Annotated in this window: 18 protein-coding genes; 12 read left to right on the forward strand and 6 right to left on the reverse strand. The window is 35.6% G+C overall.

The features are described 5' to 3' along the window. Positions 1-314 precede the first annotated feature (314 nt). From AC3WJG_RS13950 to AC3WJG_RS13995, 10 genes are all read left to right on the forward strand, one after another. A complete protein-coding gene (locus tag AC3WJG_RS13950; protein WP_337134330.1) occupies positions 315-644 on the forward strand; it encodes a hypothetical protein in 330 nt (109 codons plus the stop codon). Positions 645-773: 129 nt separating this feature from the next. Continuing rightward, positions 774-1,589 (forward strand): protein-glutamine gamma-glutamyltransferase, encoded by an 816-nt coding sequence (locus AC3WJG_RS13955; RefSeq protein WP_098249669.1) that lies wholly within the window; start codon positions 774-776, stop codon positions 1,587-1,589. Positions 1,590-2,021: 432 nt separating this feature from the next. Continuing rightward, positions 2,022-2,495, forward strand: a complete 474-nt coding sequence (locus tag AC3WJG_RS13960) for a DinB family protein (RefSeq protein WP_098249668.1) — start codon at positions 2,022-2,024, stop codon at positions 2,493-2,495. 133 nt (positions 2,496-2,628) lie between these two features. Beyond that, positions 2,629-2,844 carry a DUF378 domain-containing protein gene (locus AC3WJG_RS13965; protein ID WP_013057146.1) on the forward strand — a complete coding sequence of 72 codons (216 nt, stop codon included), beginning with the start codon at positions 2,629-2,631 and terminating at the stop codon, positions 2,842-2,844. A 133-nt stretch (positions 2,845-2,977) separates the two neighbouring features. Then, positions 2,978-3,163: a hypothetical protein gene (locus AC3WJG_RS13970; RefSeq protein WP_176584552.1), complete on the forward strand. Its 186-nt coding sequence runs from the start codon at positions 2,978-2,980 to the stop codon at positions 3,161-3,163. A gap of 15 nt (positions 3,164-3,178) precedes the next feature. Next, on the forward strand, positions 3,179-3,457 hold the full coding sequence (locus AC3WJG_RS13975) for a hypothetical protein (RefSeq protein WP_060745577.1): 279 nt from the start codon (positions 3,179-3,181) through the stop codon (positions 3,455-3,457). A 97-nt stretch (positions 3,458-3,554) separates the two neighbouring features. Further along, positions 3,555-4,361: a cobalamin-binding protein gene (locus AC3WJG_RS13980; RefSeq protein WP_337134331.1), complete on the forward strand. Its 807-nt coding sequence runs from the start codon at positions 3,555-3,557 to the stop codon at positions 4,359-4,361. 18 nt (positions 4,362-4,379) lie between these two features. Further along, positions 4,380-4,805, forward strand: coding sequence for a 3-hydroxyacyl-ACP dehydratase FabZ (gene fabZ / locus AC3WJG_RS13985; RefSeq protein ID WP_337134332.1), 426 nt, complete (start codon positions 4,380-4,382; stop codon positions 4,803-4,805). Between the two features lie 136 nt (positions 4,806-4,941). Continuing rightward, on the forward strand, positions 4,942-5,217 hold the full coding sequence (locus AC3WJG_RS13990) for a hypothetical protein (protein ID WP_016764214.1): 276 nt from the start codon (positions 4,942-4,944) through the stop codon (positions 5,215-5,217). A 176-nt stretch (positions 5,218-5,393) separates the two neighbouring features. Further along, positions 5,394-6,014: an NUDIX hydrolase gene (locus AC3WJG_RS13995; protein ID WP_337134333.1), complete on the forward strand. Its 621-nt coding sequence runs from the start codon at positions 5,394-5,396 to the stop codon at positions 6,012-6,014. A 35-nt stretch (positions 6,015-6,049) separates the two neighbouring features. Here the strand turns inward: AC3WJG_RS13995 and AC3WJG_RS14000 are convergent, their stop codons facing one another. Continuing rightward, entirely contained in the window at positions 6,050-6,694 is a 645-nt protein-coding gene (locus AC3WJG_RS14000; RefSeq protein ID WP_337134334.1) for an SDR family oxidoreductase, read from the reverse strand. Positions 6,695-7,105: 411 nt separating this feature from the next. Between AC3WJG_RS14000 and AC3WJG_RS14005 the strand changes: the two genes are divergently transcribed. Then, positions 7,106-8,617 (forward strand): class I adenylate-forming enzyme family protein, encoded by a 1,512-nt coding sequence (locus tag AC3WJG_RS14005; RefSeq protein WP_337134335.1) that lies wholly within the window; start codon positions 7,106-7,108, stop codon positions 8,615-8,617. A gap of 36 nt (positions 8,618-8,653) precedes the next feature. Here AC3WJG_RS14005 and AC3WJG_RS14010 read toward each other — a convergent pair whose 3' ends face one another. Further along, the gene (locus tag AC3WJG_RS14010; RefSeq protein WP_013057155.1) at positions 8,654-9,112 is read right to left on the reverse strand and encodes a MarR family winged helix-turn-helix transcriptional regulator; all 459 of its coding nucleotides are present in this window, start codon (positions 9,110-9,112) and stop codon (positions 8,654-8,656) included. Between the two features lie 400 nt (positions 9,113-9,512). Here AC3WJG_RS14010 and AC3WJG_RS14015 point away from each other — a divergent pair, with 400 nt between their 5' ends. Next, positions 9,513-10,475, forward strand: coding sequence for a VanW family protein (locus AC3WJG_RS14015; RefSeq protein ID WP_225049752.1), 963 nt, complete (start codon positions 9,513-9,515; stop codon positions 10,473-10,475). 43 nt (positions 10,476-10,518) lie between these two features. On the opposite strand, the gene mbcS is transcribed toward AC3WJG_RS14015, so the two are convergent. From mbcS to AC3WJG_RS14035, 4 genes are all read right to left on the reverse strand, one after another. Next, complete coding sequence (gene mbcS / locus AC3WJG_RS14020; protein ID WP_492588323.1) at positions 10,519-12,099, reverse strand: acyl-CoA synthetase MbcS; 1,581 nt, start codon at positions 12,097-12,099, stop codon at positions 10,519-10,521. Between the two features lie 156 nt (positions 12,100-12,255). Next, the gene (locus AC3WJG_RS14025) at positions 12,256-12,954 is read right to left on the reverse strand and encodes a hypothetical protein (RefSeq protein WP_060745570.1); all 699 of its coding nucleotides are present in this window, start codon (positions 12,952-12,954) and stop codon (positions 12,256-12,258) included. Between the two features lie 1,481 nt (positions 12,955-14,435). Beyond that, positions 14,436-15,122: an immunity protein Imm33 domain-containing protein gene (locus AC3WJG_RS14030; RefSeq protein ID WP_492588325.1), complete on the reverse strand. Its 687-nt coding sequence runs from the start codon at positions 15,120-15,122 to the stop codon at positions 14,436-14,438. Between the two features lie 112 nt (positions 15,123-15,234). Next, positions 15,235-16,053, reverse strand: a complete 819-nt coding sequence (locus AC3WJG_RS14035) for a TetR family transcriptional regulator (RefSeq protein ID WP_102812759.1) — start codon at positions 16,051-16,053, stop codon at positions 15,235-15,237. Between the last annotated feature and the right edge of the window lie 634 nt (positions 16,054-16,687).

The following is a 16,687-nucleotide window of genomic DNA, read 5'->3' on the forward strand; positions in this document are numbered from 1 at the left end:
ATTCTATATAAGTAAAAGGGCTATCGAGATTGAAAGGAAGAGATTGAAATAAAAATTTAAAAAACAAAGTTATTAAACATATTAGGACTTTTATTAATAATGAGCGCTACGCTTTATCCAGCTGGCTACATAAAATCACTTTATACTTTCATAACGCTATATGGTGTAGGTATGACTGTAATTTTAACTGTAGGAATTGCATCTAGAAAAATGCATTAATTGTTTTAGGGAGTTTAAAGTACTTAAATTCACTTTTTTTATAGGTGAGGTAACGAAGATTCTGGAGTGAAAATTTTATAGGAAAGAGGGAAGTAATGGACGTTCAAAAGGTAGCAAACTTATTTTTGATTTTTGTCTTAATTGCAGCAGGCATTTCATCGGTAATTGGCTTTGTTGTTTCTGTGAGAAGTACAAACTATAAGAAGGGATACATAAGTACTTTTATATCCAGTGTTTTCTTTTTAATACTTATTGTGAACTGGTATGATAAAGCATCTTCAAACGTTTTTATGGGGACAATACCTTGGATTTTAAATGTTATTGCCGTCATTATTGTGTTACCACTGTACGTGTTAGTTGCTCGCTTTATATTTAAAAAGGTTACAAAAGGACAAAAAGGAACAAAAGAAAAGATTATTGGTTAAATTACTTTCTTTCATCGTTTTTTTTAATCTTCACGATTTTAAATAAATGAAGATACACAAAAAAAATTTTTATCAATATCCTGTTAGAGAAGGTGATTGATATCATTTTCTGTAAAGGAGAGAACGTCTATGATTAAAGTTAATCAACAAATTGTGAAAATAAGCGATTTAAATAATAGTTCGTTAACAAAAGAAAAAGCAGACATTTTAAAACAAATGGATGCCTATAGGGAAGTGTATGAGTATGCTACATTTGACCAGCTTGATTTTGATGTATCTGTTAAATTACAAATTATTGAATCGTCTGTGTTGTTGCGCAAAAGCGGCGCTAGGTTTGCTACATTCGCCCGTTCTAGGTGCAACGAAAAGTATTGGAAACGAACCGATAACGGAGGGTTTCAGCTATTGCCTACCGTTTCTCCTCATCAGGCCATCGATGATATTTTTTACAACGGACACGAATACGCGTTTGAGTGCGCGACGGCTGTTATCATCATCTTTTACAAAGCTGTATTAAATAATATTGGAAAAGCAAACTTTAACAGGCTTTTTGCTGATCTTTACTTACACGATTGGCAATATGATGAAGATCTTGAGCTTCACGGTTATAAAGGATCTGACTACTTGCCCGGAGACTGTGCGTATTTTAAAAACCCTGATTATAATCCTGAGACTCCCCAGTGGAAAGGTGAAAACACCATTGTATTAGATGAAACTTTATATTTTGGTCATGGAATTGGAATTACAACGCGGGAAAGAATTATTGAAGTGTTAAATTTAAAGAGAAAAGACAACGCAAAGCAATCAGCTTACCTGTCAGATGAAATTGTCAGGCTTCACACCGCTCACCTCAGTTATTTTGCAGTTAGGTACGAACCTGTTGTTTGGTACGACAGAAACAGCGCTATTATTTCCACTATTGGGTCGATTACGTATGTAGCTTGATTGATCAAAGTTTTGATACTTTGGTCTTTTTTTGTAAAAAGGAAAGAATTACATGAAGGTAAATTTAAGAATTCAAAAGGATTTTATGTATAAAAGAAGAATCCATTTAATACACAGGTCTTAAAACTAAAAGGAAAGGAGGAGATTACCATTAAAAATCGTGATAAAAGACGCAAGAGAAAACGCGGCGCATTAAAAGATTATCTAAAAAATAAGCTAGGTCAGCTAAAACCGAAGCCAAATAAAGGACCTGTCTCAAATTTGAAGTCTTCTGCTTAAAACATCCCCCTAGTTTTTATATAGGGGGATGTTTCTTTTGAATTTTCTTTTATTTTAAGGTTTAAATGTTATGAGTGGCATTTAAGGGATAATTTGTGCACAATAGACATTGAATAGTTTATCTAATACGACAACGTAAGGAGAGATTAGACGATGGAAAACATGATTTTAAAACATATGGACGTTGTAAGAGGAATTACGATTAGTATCCTTGAAAAAACAACAGAAGAGGCAGCGGACATCACACCAAAAGGATTCAATAACAATATCCGCTGGAATCTTGGGCACATTGCTTTTATTCAAGAAAAGCTTGTGTTTGGCTTAGCTGGTGAACCGATGCAAACGCCAGAGAGTTATGAAAGCTTTTTCGGCGCAGGAACAAAACCTGCCGATTGGACGGAGGCTGCTCCTTCTCTTGAAGAAATTGCGAATGTGTTGAAAGATCAAGCACATCGTATTAAAGAGTTCATGCCCCAGCAGTTTGATAAGCAGTTAATCACACCTTTTACAAACAAAGCCGGCATCAACTTTACAACAGTTGGTGAAACGTTTTTATTCAGCTTCTATCACGAAGCGATGCATGTAGAAACGATTAAACAAATCGGGAAAGCTGCAGCTGCACAATAAGAAAATAAAAAAGAATAAATCACATATTCTTTATAACTATTTTACATAGCGCCTATGCATATACTGATCTATACAGCGCATAAGATGTAACATGAGCTGCTTTTCCTAATGCAGTTCGCAAGGAGGTGACAACGTGAAATTTCTTTCAGGTTTAACAACTCTTCTTGTGATTTTAGGCGGTTTGAATTGGTTAGCTGTAGCATTAGGCGTGAATGTAGTAGAAGAGCTATTTGGCTCTTGGGATTGGTTAGTAACAACGATTTATTGGTTAGTTGGCCTGTCTGCTCTTTATCAAATTTTTGATAAGTTCTTCGGAACGGGAGCGAGTGTCAAAAGCAAAGCGCTATAATAAATATTATTTTTTATTATCTTTTTAGGGAGTTTGAATGTATATTCAAACTCCCTTTTTCATGGATAAAAGACGTGACATCCTTACAAAATACGGTAAAATAAGGTAATAACCAAAAAATAGGAGGAATGAGATGGAGCTTTCGGGTGTAGTACCTATCTTAGTGTTTGGAGTTCTTTATATAGGAATCATTGCTGGTATTATAGCTGTTATCGTTATAGTGTTAAAGCGAATGAAGGAGAGAAATCAATATTTACGTGAAATACGGGATGAACTGAGAAATCAAAACAGAGCAACTATAGCAGAAAATAAAGAGTAGAAGAGGGTTTAATAGATGAAGAAAAGTGTACTTCCTATATTTTTTATCGTAAATCTTTTTTTTATTTACTGTTTATTATTTAATCAAGGATACATCTTTCAGCTAAAGAATCTACCTTACATATGGGCTATTTATTTACTTCTTGGCACCTGTTTAGCTTTTTATTATATGCTGCGATATAAACCAAAAAAAGACGGACAGGTGTTGCTTTCAATCGGTATTTTAACTACAAGCATTAGTTCACTTGGCTGTTTAGGTTTCTTTTACTTCTTTTATCACGCGATGGGCGGATAAAGAGCACCAAAAGCAGGGACTTCAGTGAAAGTCTCTGCTTTTTATATTTGGATCTATTGTATAATAGAAAAAAAGAAATGAATGCAGGAGGGGAACTATGCGAATTGTTTCGCTTTGTCCAAGCAATACAGAACTAATAGCGTATTTAAAATGTGAGCATTTGCTCGTAGCAATTGATGATTATTCCGATTGGCCGCAGTCTATTCAAGGTCTGCCGCGTTTAGGTCCCGATTTATCTATTAATATGGATGCGGTGGAAGAAGCTAAACCCGATTTAGTCCTAGCATCACTAAGCGTTCCTGGAATGGAGCGAAATATTGAAGAACTTAAAAAACGAAAGCTTCCTTATGTCGTATATAATCCTAATTCGCTAGAAGATATCCGTCAAAATCTACAGGATTTAGGTCAGCGATTAAACATTGCAACAAAAGCAGCTGAACTGTTAAAGCGTTATGATCAGTTTCTTTCTACATATAAAGGGATTGCAAATCAAATTGATGAAAAAGCCACTGTATACTGGGAATGGTGGCCAAAACCTGTCTTTACTCCTGGCAAAGCAAACTGGCTGACTGAAATTAGTGAGTTAGCGGGAGGAGAAAATATATTTGCTGATCATAAAGAAGCAAATGTACAGAGTAATTGGGAAGAAGTGTTCAAACGAAATCCACAACATATTTGTCTGGCTTGGGTAGGCGTGCAGACAAACAAAGTAAATCCGACTATTTTACATAAAAGACCCGATTGGTCCGATATGTGTGCCATTAAAGAACATCGCGTACATGCACTAGAAGAATGGCTGTATTGTCGTCCTTCACCTAGGCTGCTGTTAGGGTTAAAAAAACTCGCGGCGCTTCTTCATCCAGATACGTTTCCTGCATTTGACGGCAAGGACCCCTTATTATAAGAAAAAGGAGCGATACATATGAAAGATATAAAACAAATAAAACATACCATTCAACACCGCTATCCTTTTTTACTTGTTGATCGCATCTTAGAGCAAGAAGAAGGAAAGCTTTCGATAGGGATTAAACAAGTAACAGCAAATGAACCTTTTTTCCAAGGCCACTTCCCGGACTATATGGTAATGCCAGGGGTACTTATTGTCGAAGCTCTTGCCCAGCTCGGTGGGTTTGCTATGGCTGCGGATGACCAACAAAAAGGAAGACTTGCCTTTTTAGCGGGAATAGACGAATGTCGTTTTAAGCGTCAAGTAAGGCCAGGAGATACACTGCGTTTAGAATTTGAGGTTTTCAAGCAGCGCGGAAAGATTGTAAGAGGAAAAGGAAAAGCATTTGTAGACAGCGAGTTAGCTTGTGAAGCGGTCATTACCTTTGCTCTTGATATATAATACAAACCAGGATAAAGCGTATTGAAGGAAACCGCCTTATGCTATAAGGCGGTTTTTTGTAAATACCTTAGTCAAACTTCCTTTTGATGAAAGAAGAAACGGGGTATAGAAGAAAAAAGGGAGAGGGGAGAATGCGGTGAGAACATTAACGGAAGTTGTTGTATTACTCACACTATTGGGTACGTATATAGGCATCTCACTACTTGTTTACAAACGGAAAAGAACGAATCCGTTTTTCTACAGCATTTACTTTTATTTAGCTACTAGCGTCATTTTGATTTGCTTGGTTATCTTTTGGCTTCAGCTTCGTTTTGGACTCACTGATAAGCAAGTAGGAGGATTGCTTATCAGTGTGGTTGCATTCTTTTTACTTATTTATGGGTTGTTAAAAACAAAACAAAAAGACAGGTAGCCGGTGCTATCTGTTTTTATTTATATCTATGTTATATATTTTTATCAATTGCAGTGTCAATTGAATGGATCTCTTCATATACTAAAGATAACAGCTTTCTTTTGCAGGTTAGTTGACATCGTAGCTTATAACTCGCTATTCTTTTGATAATTCATTTTGTGAAAGGAAGTGGACGTATGGATGCATCCCGTATTATAGCTAAGTTAGAAAATCGGATACCGACAATTCTTGGAATGGAGCAGTTTTCTCGCTTCGGTATTCTTGTTCCGCTTATTGAAAAAAAAGGGGAACTACATGTTTTATTTGAGGTAAGAGCGCTCGATTTGCGAAGACAGCCCGGAGAAATTTGTTTTCCAGGAGGGCGTGTCGAGAAGACGGATGCAGACGAAAAAGAAACGGCTATCCGTGAAACATCTGAGGAGTTAGGGATTACGCCTGAATCTATTCAGCAAGTACAAGCTTTAGATTATATCGTTTCTCAATTCAGAACAATCATTTATCCTTATGTAGGTTTTATTGATGAGTCGCTTGAACTTCGACCGAATCCTTCGGAAGTAGCAGAAGTATTTACCGTGCCTCTTTCTTTTTTTCAGCGTACCGAACCTGATATACACAATATCCATTTTAGAGTAGAACCTGAACATAATTTTCCTTATGACGCGATTATTGGTGGTGAAAATTATAATTGGCAAACAAGAGAGATGGAAGAACATTTTTATTACTATGAAGATCGAGTCATATGGGGACTGACAGCAAAAGTGATTTATCATTTAGTACATGTATTAAATAATAAATAAAAAGCAGCGAATACGTATTCGCTGCTTTTTTTATATTAAATAGATTGAATAGCTTCTGTGATAGGCGTATCGCCTGAAACTAAATCAAAAGAACGTCCGAATGTATGATCTTCACTTAACGCTTCTACTACAACACGCGCTACATCTTCACGAGGAATGGATCCGCGCTCTTTGTTCTCCCCAGCATCTACACGTCCTGTTCCTGGTTCGTTTAACAATCCGCCTGGTCGAACAATTGTATATGTTAATCCGCTTGCTTCTAAGATTTTATCTGCATAATGTTTGGCTACATAGTAAGGAATGAGTGAACTATTCCAGTTTTCACGGTGATGTGCTTGAAGTGCGCTTACCATCACAAATCGTTTAATACCTAAATCTTCTGCAGCTTCCATCGCTTTTACCGCACCGTCTAAATCAATTAAAAGTGTCTTATCATGGCCTGTATTTCCGCCTGATCCTGCGCTAAAGATAACGGCGTCACAGCCTTTCATTACTTCCTTAATTTCATGTACAGTGCCTTCTAAGCTTGCAAAAGCCGTTTCGATACCTCTTGCCTCAAGTTCTTTTGCTTGTTCTTCTTTACGAACCATCGCACGTACAGTGTGCACATCACTTTCATTCAAAATGTTTACAATATGTTTGCCTACCTGACCATTCGCACCAATTACAAGAACTTTCATGTCTAAATTTGCTCCTTTCAAATCCAAATACTTATATATTATTGTTTCATATTCACCGTTTTCATTCAATAAATGAGCTCAAAATCCGGTGAATAAGGGGAAAGTAAGAAAAAATATAAAAAAAATGAAAAACAAGAAATAAAAACTAATTTACAAACAAAAAAAGGAAAAAAATAGTTCGTTAAACCCAGTGTCCGAACTATTTGAATTTTGTAAAATTTTATCAAACCCTTGGTAATACAACATTTCTTAAAAACAGTATCTCTTTTAACATTTCCCGATACAACCTATATAAACACATTTTGATAATTTTAAACTTTTACTTCGGAAAATTTTTTTGTTATTATGTTTTAGTCATTAAAATATTCACGAACGAAATATTTAGTCCGAGCGGACAAAGGAGAGGATAAAATGAACACATTACAATACTTAGTCGCAGAACGTGCAGAGATTTCTCCTCAACATGAAGCACTAGTTGAACATAATGAACGTTATACATTTAATGAATTTCATGAAAAAGTAAATCAATTGTCTCATTACTTCTTAGAGAAAGGAATTCAAAAAGGAGATCGCATTGGTATTTTAGCTCATACAAGCATTGCTTACCCAGTCGTTACAATGGGGATTTTACAAGTGGGAGCAGTCGTTGTGCCATTAAGTAAGAGCATGACACCTTATGAGCTTGATAGCATTATTACGAGCGGACAGTTAAAAGCGATTATCCACCACAATGAATTTACGTCTGTATTAGAAAAAGCGGAACAAACGGATGGACTTAGCTTTACGTTAAAAATTGAGGATGCAAAAGAATTTACAACTCAATTCTCAGCGTATAACACAAACACACCAGAAGCACTTCCTGAAGTACTTCCTGAAGATCTAGCATTGATGATGTTCACATCTGGTACAACAGGTAAGTCAAAAGGATGTATGATTGCACACGAATCGGTAAGTGCCTTTTTAAATTCTGGCGGACAGGAAGAACGTGCAAATATTGATAAAAACATGCGTTATTTGTTTGTTCATCCCTTCTTCCACATGAGTTCGATGAGCATTTTATTTATGTGCATCAACACAGGAAACACAATGGTATGTTCTGAAGAAACAGATTCAGCTAAAGTAATTGAAGTAATTGAAAAAGAAAACATTAAAATGCTGTTTGCACTACCACCGGCATTAAAATACATTGTAGAAGAGCTTGAAAAAGGAGATCACTATGATTTCCCTCTAAAACTTGCTGTGTCAGGCGGAACAAAAGTATCTGAGTCTTTAATTGAACAATATGATCGTAACGGAATGATTTTAGCTCAAGGGTACGGAAGCACAGAAGCTTGGATTATCAGTTCATGGCATCCTCAAATGGGATGGAAGAAAGTAAGCTCTGCTGGAAAACCTGCTCCACATGTGGAAGTTAAAATTGTAGACCCCGAAACACGTCAAGAAGTTTCAACTGGAGAAAAAGGTGAAGTACTCGTACGAAGCCCTTATCTTTTCAAAGGCTACTGGCAAAACGAAGAAGCAACAAACGCTGTCTTACAAGATGGCTGGTTAGCGATGGGTGATGCAGGTCGATTAGATGAAGACGGATTTCTTTACATTGAAGGACGCTATAAAGATGTAATTGTATATGGAGGAGACAACATCTACCCAGATCAAGTAGAAGAAGTTGTCCTAGCAGCAGATGGTGTGTTAGAAGCGACAGTTGTCGGCATGCCTGATGATGTGTACGGCGAAGTTCCATATGCATTTGTTGTTAAACAAGAAGCATCTGCTTTAACTGAAGAAGATGTAGTGAACTTCTGTAAAGAACGATTAGCACCATATAAAGTACCAACTGTTGTATTTGTTTCATCACTTCCTAAAAACAGCGTAGGAAAAGTGTTGAAAAACGAAGTGAAAAAACAAGCCTTAGCACACGCATAATAAAAAAAGCGGCCTTTATAGCCGCTTTTTTTATATTTATTGCTGTAATTTTTGAGATATTTTTTTCATAATGTGAAAGTATTGATCTCTTTCTTCTTCTGATAAGTGTGAAAGTAAATCTGACCAAAAATCGACACGAGTAGCTTGCAATATTTCGACAACTTTTTCGCCTTTTTCCGTCAACTCTACCCACACGCTTCGGCGGTTTTGCTTTTTATAAATACGATTCACAAGCTCATCATCTTCTAATTGATTTAATACAATGGTGATAGCACCAGGTGAGAGCCCAAGTACTTTTGTGATATCGCTAACAATACAGCTTTTTTTATCGTGAATGGTCTTTAAGATTGCCTCTTTTGTTGAAGTTAAATGGTAGGGAAGCAAATCATATTTCTCACCGATTACGGTGTTTTTATATTTTAAAAGAGCTTCTTTTACATGATCTATACTTTCTAGCTGATGACTAATCTCTTCTTTGCTATAACGTTCAGTCAAGCGTAAATCCTCCTCATAAAACAAATTCCATTTTTACCATTATACCATGTATAATGCCTATAGAAAAATGAACAACACCGCGAAAATTGTCAGAAAAATTTTAAAATAATTACCATAATTCGTTAAAAAATCCTTGTTTTCGTGCTATTATATATAAGAATAGTAATAACAGGAAACGCATACAACATTTGTTTTCTATTGAGTTCATAAGAAAAAATGGGGGCTATGAACATCATTCCGCTTTACCTCATGTGTTGAACAAAGAAAAAAATATAAAAAATGGTGATTATTCACTTTGGCAGATCGTCTTTTATAAGATGTTTGGATAAAATGAATGTATACATATTTTTATAGAAAAAACATATTGAGGTAAAGCCGAGATATGGGGGGATTCAATTACATGAAGAAAGTCTTAGGGGCGCTTTTGCTTGGCGCGACAATTGTCAGTGCGTTTATTGCGTACAGCATGTATACCAATCATTCTGCAAAGCAAACAGCCGCGATAGAACAAAAACAAGCAGCGAAAAAAGCAGAAAAAAAGACTGAGAAAAAGAAAAAACCAGTCCTTAAAGTCGAAGACCTGACGTATCAGCTGAAAGATTCCCGTACAGGACAAGTAATGAAAGAATTCAAGCCTGTTCATTACAAGGATAAAGACGTATACGACCAAGAAATTAAGCAATTAGCGTCTGAACTGGCAAAAGGGATCGACACGCCTATGCAAAACATAAAAATGGATGCAAACGGATCATTAACCGGCGGGTCCAAACAAATCATTTTAAAAGAAGCAGAGCTTGTTAAAAATCTGCAGAACTTAAATACGAAACAATTGGATGTAAAGGTTCCAATTTACGAAACCGCTCCAAATGTAACGGCAGCATCTGCTCAAGGGGTCGCTGATGTATCGCTAGCTTCGTATTCTACACGGTTTCGTCCAAGTGATACAAGTCGAAACAGAAATGTTCAGCTATCCGCAGAAGCCATTAACAACGTTGTATTAGGTCCTGGAGATTCATTTTCTTATAATCAAACAGTTGGGGAGCGCACAGCAGAAAGAGGCTATCAGCCTGCTCCTGAAATCATCAACAAACAGCTGGTGATGGGAATTGGCGGAGGGATCTGCCAAACATCTTCTACGCTATTTAATGCTATTGACGGCGCTGGTCTTCAAGTGACTGCTAGGTCTCACCATTCAAAACATGTAGGTTATGTACCTGCAGGAAGAGATGCAACCGTATCGTGGGGAGGACCTGATTTTAAGTTTACAAATAACAAAGATTACCCTGTCATCATTAAAGCATATGCAAACGTAAATACGGGTGTTTTAACGGTAGATGTTCGTACTTCACAGCATGCTATCTAATAAAAAAAGACGTATCCTAACAGATACGTCTTTTTTTCATTTATTATGCTTTTTGTTGCTCGCGTTCACGAAGTTCCACACGTCGAATTTTACCTGAATTAGTTTTTGGCAATTCATCAATAAATTCAATTACGCGAGGATACTTGTAAGGTGCAGTTAGAGTCTTTACGTGATTTTGCAGCTCTTTAATAAACCCTGCATCTGTTGTTTTTACATGATCGACAAGAACAACATATGCTTTTACAACATGGCCGCGATCAGCATCTGGGCTAGCTATAACGGCACATTCTTTCACCGCTGGATGCTTAATTAACGCATCTTCAACTTCAAATGGCCCAATTGTATAGCCGGAACTGATAATGATATCATCTCCGCGTCCTTGGAACCAGTAATAGTTATCTTCATCTTTAGAAGCGCGGTCACCTGTTAAATAGTAGTTTCCTTTATACGTTTTCTCAGTGCGCTCCATGTCTTTATAGTAGTGCTTGAAAAGAGAAGGGAGGTCTCTACGAACGGCAATGTCTCCTACTTCTCCAGGCTCACAAGGTTGGCCGTCTTCATTAATGATTTCTACAAACCCTTCAAGCATCGGTTTACCCATTGAACCAATCTTTGTTTTTACACCTTTTAATGTACCGATTAAAAGAGTATTCTCCGTTTGACCGTATCCATCACGTACTTGGATATTAAAATATTTTTTAAACACATTAATCACTTCTTCATTTAGCGGTTCTCCGGCAGATACAGCGCTATGAAGGTGAGACAGGTCAAAACGTTCAAGCTCATCAATTTTAGCCATAAAGCGGTACTCTGTTGGCGTGCAGCACAGTACGTTTACTTTTTCATCCTGTAAAATTTCTAAAAACTTTTTAGGTTCAAAACGTCCGTTATAGATAATGCCTGTTGCACCTTTTCCAAGTACAGATAAAAACGGAGTCCAAATCCATTTCTGCCAACCAGGACCTGCTGTTGCCCAGACCGTATCGCCTTTTTTAATATCTAACCATTCAGCAGCTGCGATACGAAGGTGAGCATAAGCCCATCCATGAGTATGAACAACGCCTTTTGGCTGTCCTGTTGTACCAGATGTATAAGGAAGGAATGCTGTATCATCCTTAGTTGTTTTAGCTGCTTGGAACTGTTCTGATGCATCAGCCGTAAGTGACTCTAAGCGCGTCCATGACGTAACATCAGCACCAAACGTAATTTTATGTTGTAGAGAAGTAGGGAAGTTTTCAATCTTATCGATCTCATTGCAGAAAGGATGGTAAGAAATAATCGCTTTTGCTTCAGCGTGATGTAAACGATATTGGATATCTTTTGCGCGTAATAGTTCTGAAGAAGGAATTACAATAATACCTGCTTTTAAGCATGCTAAGTAAATAGCGTACGATTCAATAAGGCGAGGCGCAATAACTAAAACGTGATCGCCTTTTGTTAATCCTAGCTCTGTTAACCCGTTTGCCACTTTATTGGCTTTTGCTAACAGCTGATTATATGTAATTTCTTCACGCACACCGTCAGCGTCCTGCCACTTTAACGCAAGCTGATCGGATGCATGTTTTTCAATTTCCTCTGTTAAGTTGTAATGTTCACTTGGAACTAAATCTTTTAGTTGAATCATAAAAAACGACTCCTTATATTATAGATATCAATGATTTTTATCATTACTATTATTATATTACTAACTATTAGTACTTGCTACTAATTTGTTTTGGGTTTTAGTAAAAAAGCAAAAAAAGACCCGCTTATCTTATTAAGACAGCGGGTATAACGTATGTTATTTAAATAAGCTCCATTTTGTATGAATAGGTACTAGCTCTTCTTCAGACTCGTCCTCTTCGTATAAACCACGTTCTTTTAAATACTCCACAAAATATAAGTCTGCTTCCTTACGTTCATCATAAGGTTTGATCGATAAAACAAACCCTACTTTATGCTGATCTTCATTTTCAACGCCGGAGAGATACGCTTTTACATTATGCTGCAAGAACAGCTCTTTGGCAGGAATAATTAAATCTTTAACGAATTTCGACAGTAATTCCAGCTCAAAGTCGAAGGTGTACTTAGCAATTTTTTCTAGATCTGCAAATACCACGCCGATAAAACTCGTATTATGTATTTCGTAGTCTTTCGTTTTTTCATCCCACTCAATATGTCCGATTTCCTTTAAGTAATTAATAAAATACCCAATGCCTTCATTGCGGCCAAAAGGCTGTTTAGAAAGGACTAAACCAATCTTCTTGTACTTAGGAAGGTACACGCATGAGATAGCGGCTTCAACTTTATGCTGTTGAAATAAGTGCGTTGCCCCTTGAAGCAAGGCATCTAAGACATGATGGGTAATTTTCATTTGCTTACGAGGAAAGTGATATTCATTGCGTGCTAATTCATCTGTATCAGCAAACGTTGCTCCAATAAAGCCTGTATTGGATAGGGTAGGAGGGAGCTTCTTTCTTTTTCTTTTTCGTACCGTCATTCAAAAACACTCCTTGTGATCATCAATACGATAAAAATAAAACGAACATACGTTCTTATCTAATGATACAAAAAATGTGTCGAAAAGTAAAGAGAAGTTAACGGAGAATTTGAAATTTTATAATAAAAGTAACTAAGATTTGTAAAACGTAGCGGTTAGTAGAAGTTAAAGAGGAGAGGGGAAGCAAAAAATAAAAGGCTGCAGATGAAAAGCATCCACAGCCTTTTATATATTCATTAACGAGCTTCTGTTAAAGCTACCATATCTTCATCATCTAAATCGATATCTACGTGACAATCCATTGTATGAATTGTTTTATCTTCATGATTTCCATAATAAATTGTAATGTTCATGAGTATCGCTCCTTTAAAACTGGATAATGACATCCAATTTATACCGTCATCTATTTGTTTAATATTATACCCGATGAAAAAGGAAACTACAACTAAAATCACTAAAAAGCTGATAAGAAAGGGGTTTTCAGTGATTTTAACAAGAAATCACACGGAATAAAAATACTGATTGATGTATTTTATTACAGAAAATACGAGGTTTTAACTTTCTTTAATGAATAAAAATCCATTTAATGCAAACATATGTACTAAATGAAAAATATACGTTCTGTAGCAAATAAATCCTTAAAAGATTAAACGTAAACAGATTTTATTGATTTACAAAGAGTTCATTGAGAATACGATGAGAAAAATAAATGAGTATAAAATCTAAATCCTACAAGTAAATTCATTTATTTTTCAAAATCTATAAATATAAATCGAACTGATCAAACTTAAAAACAATCTGGTGAAATCAATATGCATTCTATAAAATCATATCCGCATTTGTTCTAATTGAACAAATATTGCTGATAATTAGTTTAGTGAGTTAAATCATATAAACACAAACCCTATCTCATTTTTTAAATTCTGTCTCACTATCATAAGTATACTTTTTCAATGAGACAGAATTTGCGTTTCATCTATTGGTTCCTAGAATATATATTATGTAAACTAGAAAAAGAAATAAAATCGTTAGGGTCTCCCTTGCTCTTAGAACCTTGGAATACTTTGCTTTTCCTTTAAAATGTGTAGGTTCCTTTTAAATCAGCTGTTTTTGCTTTCGGGATTTTAATTTTCGAGTTGTGAACAGAACTCGAAAAGATCGACTGAATGACGCGCTTAAGGTCAAATGAATTAAATTATGTACAAGCTATGGATAGATTATATCTTAGAAATCGTTAAAATAGCCGCTCACTTAATCACAATCGCCTGAATACTCCAGTACGTATCATTTTATATGTAATTAAGTAATTCCTTATGGTTTATCCTAGAACTTTACAATTTTGCATCCCAAGTTTAAAGTAGCTATGAATCAGTGTGATAGTAGTTGATTTAATGTAGAAGCGCAAAAAAAAGGAAAAAGAATAACTTCTTCCCCTCCATCTGCTTATCATACAAACTTTTCAAGTTACTAGTTTCAAGCCTTCACTCACTAAGGTATGTTTCCCAATCGTAGTCATGAATTCTATCAAATTTCCCAAACTCATTTCTTTCGTAAGCACATAGCGGTGATTCATTTATAAAAGCTAAAATTGAGTCATCAACATTTAAAGCAACTCCTAGAGCTACAATTTGAAAATTATTTTTTGGATTACTAGTAAATTCATCTTCTTCGTATCCGCTAAAGATAACCCATCCTGAATCATTTGGTTCATTTGGTTTATCTTTTAACAGAAAATTAAACTCGTTTCTTTCTAAAACATCATTGCTAACTGTTACGAGGGTATTAAAGTAATAGTCCATCTTTGCAACTTCATCGTCTTCATATTCAGTATCACAAATATGTTCAGTGCCAAAATGCAGGATTTGACCAAGTTTTAAGCCCTTTAAATGATAAGGTTCATTATCAAGCTTTCCAACAAAGTTCTCTTTGTTTCTATCCGTAATTTCCACCCACATTCTTTCTCCTTTGTAACCAGCTGTATCTGAATCACTAAAGAAAACTAACTTCACCAGGTCTCCCGCTTTTAATTTATCCGTCACCGCTTTGCTTGGCTTGTAAAATGTATAAGGAGATTCTTTGTTTCTTTCATAAACATTATCTAATTGCCAATATGTATTGCTATCCTTATGTTTTTTATTAGTAGAATGTTTTTTGAACCAACTTTTCATAAAATACATTACCTCTTTGATTTATATAATTTAAATTTCTTTAATTGGATACTGAGTTAAAATAGATTCTAACCCTTGAATAAACGCATCTGTGTAAGTCGGATTTTATGTTTTAATACTCTTTCGGGTTGATGATGGTGTAAACTTTTATGCTCTTTTCCTCAATCCCTATAAAATGAGCTTTTTGCCTTGTATCTAGTCCTCTAAGGGTTCCGCTTAACTTACCTATTTTTTTAGCACCACTGTCTTCTGCTTTCCAACTGTATAAAGTTCCTTCCTTGTTGTATGGGCTGTAAAAATAGCTATATTCTCCTCTAATACTTATTGCTTGTGATCCATGTAACGTTTCAGGAGTTTGATGTGCAATAAAAGAATTCTTCTCGGGATTTACTTCAATTAACTCAAAATCTGTATATGGATATAACCAAAGTGTCGTATTTTTACCTCTGCAAATTGCATAACAATCTGCAATGGATGGAGCATCTGGTAAATGAGTGTGATATTGAAAAGTTGGTGAACCTGTATTATCAAATAATACTAACCCTTCTGTTGATATCCCTTCACCAAAAACGCCTTCGTCGAAATAGCTGCACCATATTCCTTCTTTACTAACCGCTACGTCTTGCACAGCATCTCCACAATAGAATGACCGTATGACTTCTCCATCGATATTCATAATAAACAAATTGTGCTTTTCTCCCTTAGTTCTAGGATTCATTATCAAAAAATGCTTATAATCAATCCATCTGACAAAAGGATAGTTTATTTTTAAACGTGGATAAAGAGTAGTACCGTTTACAGACAATTCGAATCTATTATGGCGTTTTTGAACTAAGACCAGTCCATATTCATCTTTGTAATCTGCATCAATGATATTTAAACAATTATCATCAGGTTCGATGGTAAAAATAGTCGTCTCTACAATCCTCAAAGCTAGTCACCCCTTATATTATAAGAAAGCGGAAAATAAACTTAATTTAAAATTAGAAATGAATAAAAACTTCCCGCTTGCTTTGATCTTATTTATTTTCACTAGGTTTAGTGGGTAAGTAAATCTACTTTTACTCAGCTACTTAGCCCATTTTTCTTCACTATCTATCCACTTGTTCTTGTGTAAATCAAAAGATTTTATATCATCATGGAAGTCTAAATAGACAGGCAATTCAAAGCTTTTACCACCCGCTTTATTCCAGCAGGAAACAAACCACCTTACAATAGTTTCTTCTTCAGCAGCAGAGATGGATTCTTCATTTTGCTCATAAAACTCCCAAAAAGCATCCGAGTTTTCAGCAGGAAGATTATAGTATTGAGTCTCGTCAAATAAAGGATGACTACCTGAAAAAATCTTTCTGTCATTTCCTTCATAAAAAACTTCATTCGCTTCATCATCCATAGAAAACATCATAATAGACAAATCAAACGGTTGCATAAAAATCTCAAAGTCCAGCAAATCAATTCCTTCATAATAATGAAAAGTCTGTATCTCTTTTATGTTTGCAATCAATACATGTTCATTTTTTTGAAGACTTTCTTTTAAGGAACTAATATAATCGTCAATTGTAAAC

This window comes from Priestia sp. FW507-14D1A (genome assembly GCF_058781295.1).